15 protein-coding genes are annotated in these 15,456 nt (G+C 65.8%); 4 read left to right on the top strand and 11 right to left on the bottom strand.

Annotation, left to right across the window (positions count from 1 at the left end):
• Positions 1–132: 132 nt before the first annotated feature.
• The 10 genes from ACSQ3Q_RS01260 to ACSQ3Q_RS01215 form a co-directional block, all read right to left on the bottom strand.
• A complete protein-coding gene (locus tag ACSQ3Q_RS01260; protein WP_436132630.1) occupies positions 133–1,308 on the bottom strand; it encodes an ABC transporter substrate-binding protein in 1,176 nt (391 codons plus the stop codon).
• A 187-nt stretch (positions 1,309–1,495) separates the two neighbouring features.
• Positions 1,496–2,221: a bifunctional nicotinamidase/pyrazinamidase gene (gene pncA / locus ACSQ3Q_RS01255; protein ID WP_436136911.1), complete on the bottom strand. Its 726-nt coding sequence runs from the start codon at positions 2,219–2,221 to the stop codon at positions 1,496–1,498.
• A gap of 80 nt (positions 2,222–2,301) precedes the next feature.
• Complete coding sequence (locus tag ACSQ3Q_RS01250; protein WP_436136910.1) at positions 2,302–3,057, bottom strand: ABC transporter ATP-binding protein; 756 nt, start codon at positions 3,055–3,057, stop codon at positions 2,302–2,304.
• Positions 3,058–3,059: 2 nt separating this feature from the next.
• Positions 3,060–3,860 carry an ABC transporter ATP-binding protein gene (locus ACSQ3Q_RS01245; protein WP_436132629.1) on the bottom strand — a complete coding sequence of 267 codons (801 nt, stop codon included), beginning with the start codon at positions 3,858–3,860 and terminating at the stop codon, positions 3,060–3,062.
• Positions 3,857–5,764, bottom strand: a complete 1,908-nt coding sequence (locus ACSQ3Q_RS01240) for an ABC transporter permease (protein WP_436132628.1) — start codon at positions 5,762–5,764, stop codon at positions 3,857–3,859. Before ACSQ3Q_RS01240 ends, ACSQ3Q_RS01245 begins: the two co-directional genes overlap by 4 nt.
• 162 nt (positions 5,765–5,926) lie before the next feature.
• Positions 5,927–7,132, bottom strand: coding sequence for an ABC transporter substrate-binding protein (locus ACSQ3Q_RS01235; RefSeq protein WP_436132627.1), 1,206 nt, complete (start codon positions 7,130–7,132; stop codon positions 5,927–5,929).
• 87 nt (positions 7,133–7,219) lie between these two features.
• On the bottom strand, positions 7,220–7,804 hold the full coding sequence (locus ACSQ3Q_RS01230; protein WP_436132626.1) for an amino acid synthesis family protein: 585 nt from the start codon (positions 7,802–7,804) through the stop codon (positions 7,220–7,222).
• Positions 7,805–7,857: 53 nt separating this feature from the next.
• Positions 7,858–8,499, bottom strand: a complete 642-nt coding sequence (locus ACSQ3Q_RS01225; protein WP_436132625.1) for an amino acid synthesis family protein — start codon at positions 8,497–8,499, stop codon at positions 7,858–7,860.
• 33 nt (positions 8,500–8,532) lie between these two features.
• Positions 8,533–9,453, bottom strand: coding sequence for a UPF0280 family protein (locus tag ACSQ3Q_RS01220; RefSeq protein ID WP_436132624.1), 921 nt, complete (start codon positions 9,451–9,453; stop codon positions 8,533–8,535).
• Positions 9,454–9,463: 10 nt separating this feature from the next.
• Positions 9,464–11,098: a 6-hydroxynicotinate reductase gene (locus ACSQ3Q_RS01215; RefSeq protein WP_436132623.1), complete on the bottom strand. Its 1,635-nt coding sequence runs from the start codon at positions 11,096–11,098 to the stop codon at positions 9,464–9,466.
• A 174-nt stretch (positions 11,099–11,272) separates the two neighbouring features.
• Here ACSQ3Q_RS01215 and fdxA point away from each other — a divergent pair, with 174 nt between their 5' ends.
• The 4 genes from fdxA (at position 11,273) to ACSQ3Q_RS01195 (ending at position 14,530) form a co-directional block, all read left to right on the top strand.
• On the top strand, positions 11,273–11,602 hold the full coding sequence (fdxA, locus tag ACSQ3Q_RS01210) for a ferredoxin FdxA (RefSeq protein ID WP_436132622.1): 330 nt from the start codon (positions 11,273–11,275) through the stop codon (positions 11,600–11,602).
• A gap of 76 nt (positions 11,603–11,678) precedes the next feature.
• Entirely contained in the window at positions 11,679–12,455 is a 777-nt protein-coding gene (locus ACSQ3Q_RS01205) for a ferredoxin--NADP reductase (RefSeq protein ID WP_436132621.1), read from the top strand.
• 66 nt (positions 12,456–12,521) lie between these two features.
• Positions 12,522–13,238, top strand: a complete 717-nt coding sequence (locus ACSQ3Q_RS01200) for a TetR/AcrR family transcriptional regulator (protein WP_436132620.1) — start codon at positions 12,522–12,524, stop codon at positions 13,236–13,238.
• Positions 13,239–13,342: 104 nt separating this feature from the next.
• Positions 13,343–14,530: an amidohydrolase family protein gene (locus ACSQ3Q_RS01195; RefSeq protein ID WP_436132619.1), complete on the top strand. Its 1,188-nt coding sequence runs from the start codon at positions 13,343–13,345 to the stop codon at positions 14,528–14,530.
• Between the two features lie 68 nt (positions 14,531–14,598).
• On the opposite strand, the gene ACSQ3Q_RS01190 is transcribed toward ACSQ3Q_RS01195, so the two are convergent.
• The gene (locus ACSQ3Q_RS01190; protein ID WP_436132618.1) at positions 14,599–15,396 is read right to left on the bottom strand and encodes a glycine zipper 2TM domain-containing protein; all 798 of its coding nucleotides are present in this window, start codon (positions 15,394–15,396) and stop codon (positions 14,599–14,601) included.
• Between the last annotated feature and the right edge of the window lie 60 nt (positions 15,397–15,456).

Genomic DNA, 15,456 nt, shown 5'->3' with positions numbered 1-15,456 from the left:
AGACCGGCGCGGCCCAGGCCAGGGACGCCGAGCAAGGGCCGCCCCGCAGCGAGGGCGTCGTCCCCCTCCCGCATCGCGCAGCGATGCAAGAGAGAGGGGGAAGCGGCGCAGCCGCACAGGGGGAGCTTCATCTCACCGCTTGAGGCTACCGGTGCGCGTGTACATCTCCAGATCCACAAAGTTGGAGCCATTGTGGTTGCCCGGGCCGTACTGCAACGGGAAGTCGCCGATCTTGGTGGTGCCCATGTCTTCCATGGCCTTGATGAAGCCTTCGCGCGTGAGGTTGCGGCCGGCGCGCTTGAGGCCTTCCACGAACACGCGCGCGGCAATGTAGCCCTCCAGCATGGTGTAGCTGTCGATCTTCTCGCCGGCGTCGACGCGGTCCTTGCGGTAGTCGGCCACGATGGGCAGGCGGCTGGCCTGCGGCGAGGGCACGATGCTGGCAGTGACCAGCCCTTCCAGCCCGCCGTTGAGCCGCTGGGCCGAACCGGGCGCATCGGTGATGCCGACCGAGATCGTGTACAGCGGCGCAGCGCCACCGCCCGTGCGGTAGTCGCGCAGGAATACTTCCACCATCTTGCCGGCCATGATCATCACGACCGCGCCTGGCTGGGCCTTGGTGAGCGCAGCGACCTGGGGCTTGGCGTCGGTGGCGGCAATCTCGAGCGGCACCGATTCGACCACCTTGACCTTCAGGCCCTGCGCGATCTGCAGGCAGGTGTCGAGGTTGGATTTGCCGAACGCGCTGTTCTGGTAGACCACGGCAATGTTGGTGATGCCCAGGGTGGCCAGGTGGCCGACGATCTTGCGCAGCTCAGTTTCGTAGCTGGCGCGCACATGGAACAGGTAGCGGTTGTGGTTGGTGCGAAACGACGTGGTGCCCACGAGCGGCGCGAACATCGGCACGCCGGCTTTCTCGGCCAGCGGCATGGCGGCGATAAGGTTGCCCGTGGCCACGTAGCCGATGAGGGCAAACACCTTGTCGTCATCGATCAGGCGTGCGGTGTTCTCGGCCGTTTTCTTGGGCTCGTAAGCGTCGTCGTGCGAGACGAGCTCCAGCGTGCGGCCCAACACGCCGCCGCCCTTGTTGACCTTGTCGAAGGCGAGCGAAATGCCGGCCTTGTAGTCCACGCCGAAGTCCTTGGCCGGCCCGGTGAACACGGCGGACTGCCCCACTTTGATGCGGTTGTCCGTCACGCCGGTCTCCGCCGCCGCAGCCGTGCCCGCGCTGCCCAGGGCCGTGGCGGCCAGGGTCATGAGCACAGCCCTGCGGTCGGTGCGCCCACTCTCCATCGCACGAAACTTCATGAAACGCTCCTTACATCAAAGGTGGCAGTGTCCCCTCAATGTGCGGGGTTTCGCAACCATTTATCAGGGGTTGTTGTGAAACCGTCAAACGACGGTACGCGCCGCCGGTGGAGCCGGCGTGACCGAGCTGACGCAAGTCCCATGCCGACGGTCAAGCCCGCTATTGCAGCGGCAAAGTGTTCCCGCGTCAGGCCACGGCAATGTCGTCCGACTGGATGCGCTTGACCCCCTTGGCCTTCATCTGCTTCCACGCTGCAGCGAGGGAGCCATTGAGGTCGATACCGCGGCAAGCGTCCTCCACTACATAGGTTTCAAAGCCCAGGCGCTTGGCGTCGAGCGCCGTCCAGGCCACGCAAAAATCCGTGGCCAGGCCGGTGACAAACACGGTCTTGATGCCGCGCTGCTTCAGGTACCCGGCCAGGCCGGTGGAGGTCTTGCGGTCCGCTTCCTCGAAGGCCGAGTAGCTGTCCACATGCTCGTGGAAGCCCTTGCGCAGGATCACCTGGGCCTGGGGCAGCTTCAGGTCCTTGTGCAGCGCCGCATCGTCGGTGCCGCGCACGCAGTGGTCGGGCCACAGCACCTGCTGGCCGTAGCTCAGTTGGGTGGTCTCGAAGGGCTTCTTGCCAGCGTGCGCGCTGGCAAAGGAGGCATGGCCCGGCGTGTGCCAGTCCTGCGTGACGACCACGTTCTCGAACGCAGTGGCGATGCGGTTGATGACCGGCACCACCTCGTCGCCCTTGGCCACCGGCAGCGTGCCGCCCGGCACAAAGCAGTTCTGCACATCGACCACGATCAAGGCCGCTCGCTCCCCGGGCTTGATCTTGCCCGCGGCCCACACCAGGGGCATGCCGGCCCCCGTGAGCGTGAAGGCGGCTGCAGATTGAAGGAAGAATCGGCGCTGGGCGGGGATCATCATCATGGCGAACACTCCGGTAGGTAACGCACTGGCAGATCGGCCATCGCCCGGTGGGGCCAGGCCGGGGGATTCTTCCTTCAGACGCTCAGGTAGGACCTGCGCACCTCTTCGTTGGCGGCCAGATCGGCCATCGAGGCCTGGTAGCGGATCTGGCCTTTTTCGAGCACGTACGCCCGGTCGGACACGAGCTCAGCAAAGTGCATGTTCTGCTCGGACAACAGGATGCTCACGCCCTGGTCCTTGAGCTCCAGGATCATCTGGGCCATCTGCTCGACGATCACCGGCGCCACACCTTCGGAGGGTTCGTCGAGCAGCACCAGATAGGGGTTGCCCATCAATGTGCGCGCCACGGTCAGCATCTGCTGCTCGCCGCCACTCATGCGGCCACCCGGGCGCTGGGGCATCTCGCCCAGGTTGGGGAAGAGCTTGAACAGGCGCTCGGGCGTCCACACCGGCGCCGCCGTGCCATCCGGCCAGTGGCGCTCGGGCTGGCGGCCCACCTCCAGGTTCTCCATCACCGTGAGGTCGGTGAACACGCGGCGGTCTTCGGGCACGAAGCCCAGGCCCAGGCGGGCCGCGTCGTGCGGGTCGCTCTTGGACAGGTCCTTGCCCATGAACTGGATGCTGCCCTTGCGCTTGGCCAGCATGCCCATCAGCGTCTTGAGCGTGGTGGACTTGCCGGCGCCGTTGCGGCCCATCAGCGCCACGACCTCGCCGCGGCGCACTTCCAGGTCGACGTCGTACAGGATCTGCGCGGCGCCGTACCAGGCCTGCAGGCCCTGGGCCTTAAGGAGAACTTCGTTCGTTGCGCTGCTCGTCATGTTCACGTTCATGGTCATGCCGTCTCCGCAGCCGGGGCCGCTGCGGCCGATGCTGCTGTTTTCTTCTCGAAGGTCTTGCCGGTGCCGAAGTACACCTCCTGCACCTTGGGGTGGTCGCGCAGCTCCAATGGCTTGCCCTCGGCAATGAGGCGGCCGCGCGCCAGCACGATCATGCGGTCGGCATAGGCGAACACCACGTCCATGCTGTGCTCGGTGAACAGCACGGCCATGCCGCGGTCGATCACGAGCTGTTTGGTCAGGGCCATCAGTTCGTTGCGCTCCCTGGGCGCCATGCCGGCGGTGGGCTCGTCCATGAGCAGCAGCTTCGGGCTGTTGGCCATGGCAATGGCCAACTCCACGCGCTTGACGTCGCCATACGCCAGCACGCTGCAGGGACGGTCGGCCTGGGACTTCATGCCCACCTGGTCCAGCAGCGCGAGCGCCTCGTCCCGCTTGTGGTCCGCCGCCTTGCGCCACATCGAGAACAAGCGGCTGTCGCTGGAGATCAGCGCCATCTGCACGTTCTCGACCACGGTGAGCGAAGCGAATGTCTCGGCGATCTGGAAGGTGCGGCCCACGCCCATGCGCCAGATGTCGCGGGGCTTGCGGCCCACCAGCTCCTGGCCGTTGAGCTGTATGGAGCCCACGTCGGCCGGCAGCTGGCCGTTGACCATGTTGAAGGTGGTGGACTTGCCCGCGCCGTTGGGGCCGATGAGCGCCAGTAATTCGCCCGCAGCCAGCTCGAAGTGGATGCCGTCCACCGCTTTGACGCCACCAAAGGATTTGCCCAGGCCAGTGACTTTGAGGAGGCTCATGCCGTGCCCTCCTTGGTGTGTTTGGCTTCGCGCCGGTTGTCGAAGATCTGCTTGATGGCGCCTGCAATGCCCTGCGGGAAGAGCAGCACCAGGATCAGGATGATGGCGCCCAGCATCGCGCGCCAGTAGTCGGTGTTGCGCGCCACCGTGTCGTGCAGCCAGGTGAAGGTGACCGCGCCCACCACGGGGCCGGCCAGCGTCTGGATGCCGCCGAGCAGCACCATCACCAGGCCGTCGACCGAGCGGCCCACGTGCAGCGTCTCGGGTGAAATGCTGCCCTTGGAGAAGGCGAACAGCGATCCGCCCAGGCCTGCAAACAGGCCTGCGATCACGAACGCCGTCCATTGCATGCGCTTGACGTCGATTCCGATGGCGTCGGCGCGCAGCACCGAATCGCGGCCTGCACGCAGCGCATAGCCAAATGGTGAATACAGGATGCGGCGCAGCAGCAGCACACTGCCTGCGACCAGGGCCAGCGTCAGGTAGTAGTAGTTGCGTTTGTCCGCCAGCCACTCGGCCGGCCATACGCCGGTGAGGCCGTTGCTGCCGCCGGTAAAACCGTCCCACTGGTAGCAGATGGCCCAGGTGATCTGTGCAAACGCCAGCGTGAGCATGGCCAGGTACACGCCCGACAGCCGCACGCAGAACCAGCCGTAGAGCAGCGCCCCCGCCGCGGCCGCCAGTGGCGCCAGCACCAGGGCCAGCTCCATCGGGATGCCGGCCGAACGCACCAACAGCGCCGCCGCATACGCCCCGAGACCAAAGTAGGCTGCATGGCCAAACGAATGCATGCCCGCTGGCCCCATGAGGAAGTGCAGGCTGGCCGCGAAGAGCGCAGCGATCAACAGGTCGATAAACAGCACGGTGAGGTAGGGCGAGCCGGCCGTGAGCATCGGCAGCAGCACCAGCACCGCGAGCAGCGCCATGCCGCCGATCTTGAACCAGCGGTCCGGCGCGCGCAGCGGCGCCTCGGGCAGGCCGGTGTTGCGGCTGGCGGCCTGCGGGCGGCCCATCAGGCCCCAGGGGCGCACCACCAGCACCACAGCCATCACCAGAAACTCGACCACCAGCGTGAGCTTGGAGAACGACACGCTGTAGCCAAAAATTTCCACGACGCCGAGCCAAATGCAAACGGCCTTGATCTCGGCAATGAGCAGCGCTGCGATGTAGGCACCAGGGATCGAGCCCATGCCTCCCACCACCACCACCACGAACGCCGCGCCGATGGTGTTGAGGTCCATCTCCAGGGTGGCGGGTTCACGCGGCAGCTGCAGTGCACCGCCCAAGCCTGCCAACATGGCACCGAGCGCAAACACCGCCGTGAAAAGCCAGGCCTGGTTCACGCCCAGTGCGCTGACCATCTCACGGTCTTGCGTGGCAGCACGCACCAGCGTGCCCCAGCGGGTGCGGGTGAGCAGCAGCCACAACAGGCCCAGCACCACCGGGCCCACGACGATCAGGAACAGGTCGTATGAAGGAAATTGGCGACCCAGGATGTCGACCGAACCGGACAACCCCGGCGCGCGCGGGCCAAGCAGCTCCTCGGGGCCCCAGATCCACAGTGCGGCATCCTTGATGACCAGCACCAGCGCAAAGGTCGCCAAGAGCTGGAACAGCTCCGGCGCTTTGTAAATGCGGCGCAGCAGCACCACTTCTACCACCGCCCCCAACGCGCCCGCAATCACGGCGGCGAGCAGCAATGCGGGCCAGAAGGCCAGGCCCGTGCCCAGCTTGGCCACCAGCGAATACGCCACGTAGATGCCCACCATGAAGAACGAGCCATGCGCAAAGTTGACGATGCGCGTGACGCCGAAGATCAGCGAGAGCCCGGCGCCCACGAGGAACAGCGAGGACGCGCCCGCCAGTCCGTTGAGCAGCTGAACGATAAAACTCGAAAAACTCATCTCTGGTCTCCACGGCGCAACCTGCGCACCGCCCACGTCCTATGAAACTGGCGCGCCCCGGCAAGAGCGACCGGGCAAGGGCCGCTCCGCAGCGAGGGCTGCGCCCCCTTCCCACGCGCAGCGCGTGAGAAGAGGGGAGACGCGGAGCGTCTCAGGGGGAAGTCACTCTGCCGCGCGCAGCTTCTTGACTTCTTCGTTGCTCGGCTGCACCTTGGCGCCGTCCACATAGCGGTAGTCGACCATCACGCCCTTGCCGCCTTCGTTCTTGGTGCGGCCCACGTAGCTGCCCATGGTGGACTGGTTGTCCTCCGCCCGGTAGGTGGCGCGGCCGAACGGGGTCATCACCTGTAGGCCCTTGAACGCGACCACGAGCTTTTCGGTGTCAGTGGAGCCAGCCTTCTTGATGCCCTCGGCCAGCGATTTGATGGCGCTGTAGCCCACGACGGAGCCCAGACGCGGGTAGTCGTTGAACTTGCCTTGGTACGCGGTCTGGAAGGCCTTGTGCTCGGGGGTCTGGATGCCGTACCAGGGGTAGCCGGTCACGATCCAGCCGTTGGGGGCTTCGTCCTTGAGCGGGTCCAGGTACTCGGGCTCGCCGGTCAGCAGGCTGACCACTTCGCGGTCCTTGAAGAGGCCGCGGGTGTTGCCTTCGCGGACGAACTTGGAGAGGTCGGCGCCAAACAGCACGTTGAAGATCGCGTCTGGCTTGGCATCGGCCAGCGCCTGCACCACGCTGCCCGCATCGACCTTGCCTAGCGGCGGCGCTTGCTCAACGACAAACTCCACATCAGGCTGCGCTGCCTTGAGCAGCTGCTTGAAGGTGGCCACGGCCGACTGGCCGTATTCGTAGTTGGGGTACACCAGCGCCCAGCGCTTCTTCTTGAGCGCCACGGCGTCGGGCACCATCATCGCCACCTGCATGTAGGTGGATGCACGCAGGCGGTAGGTGTAGCGGTTGCCGTTTTGCCAGACGATCTTGTCGGTCAGCGGCTCGCTGGCCAGAAAGAAGAATTTCTTTTGCTTGGCGAAGTCGGTCAGCGCCAGGCCGATGTGCGACAGAAACGAGCCGGTGAGCACATCGACCTTCTCGCGCGACACCAGCTCTTCGGCCACGCGCACGGCATCGCCCGGGTTGGCGTTGTCGTCGCGGATCACCAGCTGGACCTTCTTGCCCAGCAAGCCCCCTGCTGCGTTGATCTCATCGATCGCCAGCTCCATGCCTTTCTTGTAGGGCTCCAGAAAAGCGGGCTGCGCCTTGTAGCTGTTGATTTCGCCAATCTTGATGACATCCTGTGCGTGCACAGGGGCCAGCGTGATGGCCAGCGCGGCGGCCGCCGTGGCACGCATGAGGTTTCGTCGCATCGTCATGGGAACACTCCTGAAGAAAGTGAGGGGTTGGTGTGGGAGATCGCCGGGATGGAGGATGGTAGTGCGATGTAGCGCAATGGGGCGTGCTCAGCGCAGGCCATCGACGCCCTGAATTTCGGAAGCCTTGAGGCCGCCAATGCGGGGCAGCGGCCGGCCGCTGTCGGTGACAACGATGGCGACCACGATCTCGTTGGCGCGCGGCGCATCGGCCACGCGCGCTTCCATCGCATCAAAGTGGCTGCGCACGTACGCGGCATCCTTGTGGCCCAGGGGTACGTCGATGGCGGTGCCCAGCCCACCGATCTTCTTGCTGGACGGCACCAGCGCGGCGCCCTTCTCGACCGCGATGCGCAGGGGCGCGCCCAGCTTGGGGTGCAGGATGGCGGCGGCGTGCTCGAGCTCGCCCGCCTCGCCCACGATGGCCGCCTTGCCGTAGCTATGGGCCTGGCCCGGCGCAATGCCCAGCGCCAACACGCAGCGCTCGCCGAGCAACGCGCCCAGTTCCTCGCCAATGGCAGTGAGCTCATCGAGGTTCTCGACATAGCGGCCGGCGCAGGGGTTCTCGATCACGGCGATGGCCAGGGCCTTGCGCACCGGCGGGTTGATGTCGCGCCCCATCTCTACGCGCACTTCGTCGGTCTGGACAATGATTTTCCGGATCTTGGCGGGCATTCTTGTACTCCTGGGTTCTTGTGTTGCTGCGTTCTTGCGTTATCGCGCCCGACCTAGCGCAGGCCGTTCCACTGGCTGATGTCTACCGCCTTAAGGCCTCCGACCCGGGCGTGCACGCGGGGTCCGGTGGTCATGGCCAGAATGAAGACGATCTCGTCGGCCAGTGGCGCGCCGGGCACACGCACCTCGATGGCGTCGAAGTGGCTGCGCACGTAGCTGGCGTTGATGTGCGTGAGCGGCACGTCGAGTGTGGCGCCCGGGCCGCCCACTTTTTTGGTGGAGGGCACGATGGACAGCGCGTTGGCGGGCTGCCCTGTCTTTTCTTCGGCCTGGCCCTTGGCGTAGGCGTTGCGGTCGCCCTTCCAGCCCAGCAGCTCGCGCATGGCGTAGCCGCCCGGCACATGCCACAACGCGCCGTGCTCCAGTTCGCCTGCCGATCCCACGATGGCGCCCTTGCCATAGGTTTCGATGCGCTCGGCCGGAACGCCCATGGCAGCCAGCAGGCGCCGCGCCATGTCCAGGCCGACGTCTTGCAGGGCTTCCATCATGGGCAGGATGTCCGCCTCGTAACGGCTGGCATAGGGGTTGGTCAGCACCGCACCCACAGCACCACGCAGCAGGGGCACATCGGCCACCGGACCGAATTCGTGCCGGATTTCCTCAAGGTGGGTGAAAACGCGTCGTATCTGAATCATGTCGGGACCTGTGATCTTTGACCTGTGAATTCGTTAAGCAAATACTGAACCAACCAGCGCCTCACCGGTGGCCGCGCCGGCCAGAAGCCCTGTGGGCGCCAGGCCCTGCGTGCTGGTGGCCACAAACTGCCCCTGGCAGGCCAGCAGTGCACACCAGATCAATCCGCGCGACTGCAATTCTTGCGCTTGTCGCAACCCGTGGTGCAGTGCTCGCTGCACTTGCGCCGGGGGCAACGATGGCACATCCACCGTGACAGGAATGGCACCCAGGTCGCTGTCGTCACGCACCAGCCACGCTGGCATGCGCGTGATGCGCTCGTCCGGCACGTTCACCGCGTTGGCCACCACGGTGGCGGCCGCATCGGCTTCGGCCGCCGTGCGGGCCAGCACCGTGACGCTGTCTGCAATGCCCAGCGACTGGCTGCGCCCGCGCCAGCCGCTGGTGGCCACGCCGCGCACCGGCATGGTGCTGGCTATGCGCAGCTGGCCGTCCAGCAGCAGCCCGTGGCGCAGCTGGGAGGCGTCGAGCTGGGCAATGTCTGAATACACCCCCACCGAGGCCGACTGCCCGGGGGCAAGGTGCAATGCGATATCGCCCCCGTTGTTGACCCAGGCGCGCGCGATGCCGTCCTGGGCGTAGCAGGCAAGAATCTCCTGCGCCACGGCTCCCGCCACGGCGGCCATCGAGGTGATGAAACCCCGGCGGTATGGATGGCAGGCCCACCACATGCGCTGCGCCACTGCGCCGCGCACATGGCAGCTTTCGCCCACCGGCGCGCGCAGCCCCGGCAGCTCGTCCACCAGCTCCTGCAGCAAGCCCTCAAAGCGCTGCCAAGCGCCCTCGTGCGCGGCGGTCACGGCGGCGCGGTCGCCATCGGCGTGGATCACCAGATCGATGGGGCCGTGCTGGAAGTGCCAGCGGCCATCGGGCAGAAGGTTGCGGCAGGCTTGCATGGTGCGTCCGTCAACCCAGCAGGGGCGGACGGCCCAGCGGCCACGGATTGCCCGCTGGCAGGGCCTGCCAGGACAGGGCCTGCGGAGCGCCGTCGTTGTGCCAGGCGCCGTGCTCCAGCACCTCGCGCAGGCTGCGGATCTGCTCGCCATGGCCGCCCAGCGCCTCAAAGTCCGAACGGCGCATGCTGAACTCGATGGGCGCCACGATGGCGGGCGTGGGCACGGTGCCAAAGCTGTTGTCGGGCATGCGCAGCACGTCGGCCATGACGGTGATGCCGCCGCCGGGCCACACATAGGCCGGGGCACCGCCGCAGGTCACATTGACCAGCGCGTTCTTGATGGAGCGGGTCAGCAGCACCGGGTTTTCGGTGACGCCGGCGCGCAGGCTGCCGCCCGCCCCGCCCAGGAAGAGCACCGATGTGAGCGAGGGCTCGCAGTTTTCGCCGATGCGGTCCACGATGCGGCGCACGGCTTCGGGCATTTCTGCCTCCACCGGCACCAGCGATTCGTCCAGCACATACCAGCTTGCGTGTTCGCCCGTGGTGGAGGTCATGAGCAGGCGCAGCCCCGGCCAGGCGACTGACGCGTCCCAGCCTTCGATGATGGACAGCGGGTCGGCAATGTCGGTGCCGCCCCAGCCCGTGCCGGGGTTGGCCACCTGAAAATACCGGCCCGGCGTGGATTTGCGCCCGCGCATCTGGATGCCCGAAGGCTTCATGTCCAGGCAGCGGCCGGCCTGGTGCTCGGTGAGCACGCCGGTGATGTGGTCGTCCACCACCACCACCTCGTCGGCCTGGCCGAAGAACTGGCGCGCAAAGATCCCGATGGCCGCAGAGCCGCATCCCACGCGCATGCGCCGCTCGGCCACACCGTTGACGATGGGCGCCTGCCCGGCCTGAATCACGAGCTGCGAACCGCCGTCGATGGTGAGCTCGACCGCCTGCTTGTTGCCCAAGAGCTGCATCATCTCGTTGGCGATGCGCCCTTCCTTCTTGCTGCCGCCCGTGAGGTGGTGCACGCCGCCGAGCGACAGCATCTGCGAGCCGTATTCGGCCGTGGTGACGTGGCCCACCACCTCGCCCTTGCAGCGCACATTGGCCTGCTCAGGGCCCAGGAAGCGGTCGGTGTCGATCTTCACCTTGAAGCTGCAGTAGCTGAAGATGCCCTCGGTGACCACGGTGACCATGTCCACGCCATCGACCTTGGAGCCCACGATAAAGGGCGCGGGTTTGTAGTCGGGATAAGTGGTGGAGGAGCCCACGCCGGTGACAAACACTTCCTCGGTCAGCAACAAGTCGCCGCTCCAGGCCGGCTGCACGGCGGCGCCTGCTGCCACATCGACCGGGGTGTCGGCATCCACGGGAGCGGCGCGGCCCGCAAAGGGCACCAGCGCTGCCTCGCCATCTTCCAGCGTCTTGCGCAGCAGGACCACCGGGTCCACGCGCACCAGCACACCCGCGTGGTTGGCATAGCGGTCGCACGCCCCGGCACGGCCTTCCGAGATCTGGCACAACACCGGGCACGCGTTGCACTCCACCTTGGCGGCGTTCATCCGCTCGTTGCGGGGCCGCGCGCGCTCGAGCACCTGCGGCAGGTCTGGCGCATCCATGCCGGGGAGCCCGTCGGTCTTGGTGTGTTCGGTCATCGTGGAGCCCATTCATTGCATCTTTTCAAATGCTTGTACGTGCATTGCATTTTGTGTAGCATTCACTTAACTTAAATGTTGTGATCACTACATTGATCGCGAATGTAGCGCAATCGTTCATGGTCCGCAATGGTGTTTTCGCACCCCCTGAAACGGTGCACGAGGAGCCCCAAAATGACGCACGTTGTGACTGACGCATGCATTCGGTGCAAGTACACCGACTGTGTCGATGTCTGCCCGGTGGACTGCTTCAAGGAGGGTCCCGAATATCTCGTGATCGACCCGGACGAGTGCATCGACTGCGCGGTGTGCATCCCGGAGTGCCCGGCCAACGCCATCTACGCAGAAGATGACCTGCCCGAGGGCATGGAAGCCTTCCTTGAATTCAACAAAAAGCTGGCCCCGGGCCTGCCCGCAATCACCAAAAGAAAGCCGGCTTTGCCAGATGCGGAACAATGGAGGGTTGTGAGCCACAAGCTTTCCGGCCTGAATATCGCGTTCTGAGACCTGTTCCACGGCGCTCCAGACCTTGCCTTCAGCCAGTTTTGTTCTGTTTTTTCAACTTTTCCGACTAAGCACCATGAGCGCATTTCTTGAAGAACGCGTCCTCTCCGTTCACCACTGGACGGACCGCCTGTTCTCCTTCACCACCACGCGCGACACCGCTCTGCGCTTCTCCAACGGCCATTTCACGATGATCGGCCTGCGCGGCGAGAACGGCAAGCCCCTGCTGCGCGCCTACAGCATCGCCAGCGCCAACTACGAAGAACACCTGGAGTTTCTGTCGATCAAGGTGCCCGACGGCCCGCTGACCTCGCGCCTGCAGCACATCAAGGTCGGCGACACCATCGTGGTCGGCAAGAAGCCCACCGGCACCCTGCTGATCGACTACCTGCTGCCCGCCAAGCGCCTGTACATGCTCTCCACCGGCACCGGCGTGGCGCCCTTCCTGAGCCTGATGCGCGACCCCGAGACGTACGAGAAGTTCGAAGAGGTGATCCTGGTGCACGGCGTGCGCGAAGTCAAAGAACTGGCCTATCAGGACTACATCACCAACGAGCTGCCTCAGCACGAGTTTCTGGGCGAGATCGTGAGCAAGCAACTCAAGTACTACCCCACGGTGACGCGCGAAGAGTTCAAGCACCAGGGCCGCGTGACCACCGTGATCGAGAACGGCCAGCTCGCCCGCGACCTGGGCCTGCCGGCGCTCAACCCGCTGGAAGACCGCGTGATGATCTGCGGCAGCCCCGAAATGCTGCGTGACCTCAAGCACATGATGGAAGTGCGAGGCTTCAAGGAAGGCAACACCACGAAGCCCGGCGACTTCGTGATCGAACGCGCGTTCGCAGAGCAGTGATCCCCCGGCCGCACTGAGGACCTCCTGAACAGGTCCCGGTGCCGGCCCCACCCACCAGGACCCGCCATGTCTGCCACTCCACCCAAGACCCGGACAGCGTCCAGCCGATCCCCTACCGTGCGCAAAACGGGGGTGCGCGAGCAGGCCGCGCAGACCACGCGCGACAACATCCTGAAGGCGGCGACCAAGGTGTTCGCGCGCTACGGCTACGAAGGCGGCAGCGTGGAGAAGATCTCCAAGGCGGCCAAGTCGTTCGACCGGATGATCTACTACTACTTTGGCAGCAAGGAAGGCCTGTTCATCGAGGTGCTGGAGGAAACCTACCGGCGCATGAACGATGCCGAATCCAAGCTCGACCTGGACACCGCCAAACCGGTCGAGGCACTGCAGGCCGTGATCCGCTTCGTGGTGGGCTACTACCGCAAGAACCCCGAGTTCATCACGCTGCTCAACACGGAAAACCTGCACAAGGGCAAGCACATTTCCAAGTCGATGCGGGCCCGCGAATACTCGTCGCCCGCCATCGAGGTGATCCGCCGGGTGCTGGAGAGCGGCCAGGCGCAAGGCCTGTTCCGCAAGGACGTGTCGGCACGCGACGTGTACCTGCTGATCGCCGCCACGGGCTACTTCTACATGTCCAACCGGCACACGCTGTCGGCCTTTCTGGGCGAAGACCTGGAGACACCCGACGCGCTGGTGCACTGGGAGTCCTTCGTCATCGACAGCGTGCTGCGCACCGTGGCGCCAGGCCCCAGTTTGCCCAAGGGCAAGGCTGCGGCCTGAAGGTTTTCTGCACCGGCCTCTAGGCGCCGCAGAGCCCACAAGACACAACGATTTTCTGAGCGAGGGCCGCAACGAGCCCGAGCCCCCACCCACGAGGAGAATCCATGGCAGAAGCAGCAGCCGGCGGCAAGTCGGGCAAAGTCGTCATCCAGAACATCGGGCTTTTGTTGTCGGGCGATCTGGACCGCCCCATCCTCGATGCCGACACCATCGTCGTGAACGACGGCCTCATCGTGGCCGTAGGCCGCTACAAGGACTGCGACACCGAACACGCGCAGACCGTGATCGATGCGCGCCAGACCTGCGTGGCGCCCGGCCTGATCGACAGCCATGTGCACCCGGTGTTTGGCGACTGGACGCCGCGGCAAAACCAGATCGGCTGGATCGACTCCACCATGAACGGCGGCGTGACCACCATGGTGTCGGCCGGCGAGGTGCACCTGCCAGGCCGCCCCAAGGACATCGTGGGCCTGAAGGCGCTGGCCATCACCGCGCAGCGCTCGTTCGACAACTTCCGCCCCGGCGGCGTGAAGGTGATCGCAGGCGCACCGGTCATCGAAAAAGGCATGACCGAGCAGGACTTCAAGGACTTGGCCGACGCAGGCGTGACGCTGCTGGGCGAAGTGGGGCTGGGCTCCGTCAAGGCGGGCTATGAGGCCCAGCAGATGGTGGCCTGGGCGCGCAAGCATGGCATCCAGAGCACCATCCACACGGGCGGCCCGTCCATTCCGGGCTCGGGCCTGATCGACAAGGACGTGGTGCTGGAGGCCGATGCCGACGTGATCGGCCACATCAACGGCGGCCACACCTCACTGCCCTGGAAGCATGTGTGCGAGCTGTGCGAGAAGTCCTCGCGCGCCATCGAACTGGTGCACAACGGCAACGAGAAGATCGCCATCCAGGCCGCGCGCGCGGCCATCGAACTCAAGTGCCCGCACCGCGTGATCCTGGGCACCGACGGCCCGGCCGGCTCGGGCGTGCAGCCGCTGGGCATGCTGCGCATGATTGCGTTGATATCGAGCTTTGCCGATATCCCCGCCGAGCTGGTGTTCTGCTTTGCGACCGGCAACACGGCGCGCATCCGCAACCTGAACTGCGGCTTGATCGAGCCGGGCCGTGCGGCCGACTTCGTTTTCATGGACCGCGCCCAGCACACGGCCGGCGCGACGCTGCTGGAGAGCGTGCAGCTGGGCGACATCCCGGGCATTGGCATGGTGATGATCGACGGCCTGGTGCGCTGTGGCCGCAGCCGCAACACGCCGCCCGCGACCGAGATCCCGGTGGTGCTGTAGCCGCCCGGCCAGCCCACAAAAACGAAAGCCCGCGGTCAGCGGGCTTTTTGCATTGAGAAGCCGACAGATCAGTACGTGTCGGCCACCCGCACCGCACCGGGCTGTGCACGCGGATAGGCAGGCTCTGCCGCGCGCATCGCCGCGCCGTCGTCCACGCGGAAGCCCTTGCCCTGCAGCACCACGGGCGTGCCGACGGCCGGAGGCTGGGCGCGGGTGAAGCGGCGCACCGAGCCGTCTTCCATGCGCACGGCGATCTGGTAGACCGTCTGCGTGCGGGTGCGCTCTTCCACCTTGTGGCCCACATAGCCACCACCCACGGCACCCAGCACCGTGGCCGCCGTGCGGCCCGAGCCCTTGCCCACCTGGTTGCCCACCACCGCACCCAGCACCCCGCCAGCGACCGCGCCCACGCCGGTGGCAGGTGCGGCCTGCTGCACGGCCTGCACCGACTCTACCCGTCCGCACGAGGCGCACACGGGCGCAGGGGCCGCGGTGCGCAGCGGCGGCGGCTGCATCCCGCGTGGGGCTTCGGCGTACCCGGGCGATGTCGGAGGTTGCGGAGTGGATGATTGATTTGCTACGTTATTCATAGCAATATCTCTTTGATTAGCTTGCGGTAGGGGCCTATTTGATTGAAAACCCCGGGGTTGCGCGGCTGCCACGACGGGTACAGACGGCGCCTCGGCCGCGGACTTGCCAGCGTTCTGCACCACCAAGGTGGTGCCCAGCGCCACCACGCTGACCCCCAGCACGCCAATGGCGCCCCACAGCCATTTGAGGGACGGGCCGGGGGCAGCGCCCATGGCGCCTGCGTGCGGCGCGGCGGGAAGAATTTGCTGGGGGGATGGCGAAACGATGAGGCTCATGATTTTTTTCTCCAAAAAGATCCAGGTCACCAACACAACGCTGGATGGGTGGCCGCAGAG

Origin of the sequence: Acidovorax sp. LjRoot129 (genome assembly GCF_964253765.1) — a bacterium.
Taxonomy (GTDB): Bacteria; Pseudomonadota; Gammaproteobacteria; order Burkholderiales; family Burkholderiaceae_C; genus Acidovorax.
Note: the sequence above shows the minus strand (reverse complement) of the source record. Positions and strands in the feature narration are given on the sequence as shown.

What these genes read in the sequence shown, in the direction of transcription:
- ACSQ3Q_RS01260 (WP_436132630.1), bottom strand. Translation starts at nt 1,308, where the DNA reads ATGAAGTTTCGTGCGATGGAGAGTGGGCGCACCGACCGCAGGGCTGTG.
- pncA (WP_436136911.1), bottom strand. Translation starts at nt 2,221, where the DNA reads ATGATCCCCGCCCAGCGCCGATTCTTCCTTCAATCTGCAGCCGCCTTC.
- ACSQ3Q_RS01250 (WP_436136910.1), bottom strand. Translation starts at nt 3,057, where the DNA reads ATGAACGTGAACATGACGAGCAGCGCAACGAACGAAGTTCTCCTTAAG.
- ACSQ3Q_RS01245 (WP_436132629.1), bottom strand. Translation starts at nt 3,860, where the DNA reads ATGAGCCTCCTCAAAGTCACTGGCCTGGGCAAATCCTTTGGTGGCGTC.
- ACSQ3Q_RS01240 (WP_436132628.1), bottom strand. Translation starts at nt 5,764, where the DNA reads ATGAGTTTTTCGAGTTTTATCGTTCAGCTGCTCAACGGACTGGCGGGC.
- ACSQ3Q_RS01235 (WP_436132627.1), bottom strand. Translation starts at nt 7,132, where the DNA reads ATGACGATGCGACGAAACCTCATGCGTGCCACGGCGGCCGCCGCGCTG.
- ACSQ3Q_RS01230 (WP_436132626.1), bottom strand. Translation starts at nt 7,804, where the DNA reads ATGCCCGCCAAGATCCGGAAAATCATTGTCCAGACCGACGAAGTGCGC.
- ACSQ3Q_RS01225 (WP_436132625.1), bottom strand. Translation starts at nt 8,499, where the DNA reads ATGATTCAGATACGACGCGTTTTCACCCACCTTGAGGAAATCCGGCAC.
- ACSQ3Q_RS01220 (WP_436132624.1), bottom strand. Translation starts at nt 9,453, where the DNA reads ATGCAAGCCTGCCGCAACCTTCTGCCCGATGGCCGCTGGCACTTCCAG.
- ACSQ3Q_RS01215 (WP_436132623.1), bottom strand. Translation starts at nt 11,098, where the DNA reads ATGACCGAACACACCAAGACCGACGGGCTCCCCGGCATGGATGCGCCA.
- fdxA (WP_436132622.1), top strand. Translation starts at nt 11,273, where the DNA reads ATGACGCACGTTGTGACTGACGCATGCATTCGGTGCAAGTACACCGAC.
- ACSQ3Q_RS01205 (WP_436132621.1), top strand. Translation starts at nt 11,679, where the DNA reads ATGAGCGCATTTCTTGAAGAACGCGTCCTCTCCGTTCACCACTGGACG.
- ACSQ3Q_RS01200 (WP_436132620.1), top strand. Translation starts at nt 12,522, where the DNA reads ATGTCTGCCACTCCACCCAAGACCCGGACAGCGTCCAGCCGATCCCCT.
- ACSQ3Q_RS01195 (WP_436132619.1), top strand. Translation starts at nt 13,343, where the DNA reads ATGGCAGAAGCAGCAGCCGGCGGCAAGTCGGGCAAAGTCGTCATCCAG.
- ACSQ3Q_RS01190 (WP_436132618.1), bottom strand. Translation starts at nt 15,396, where the DNA reads ATGAGCCTCATCGTTTCGCCATCCCCCCAGCAAATTCTTCCCGCCGCG.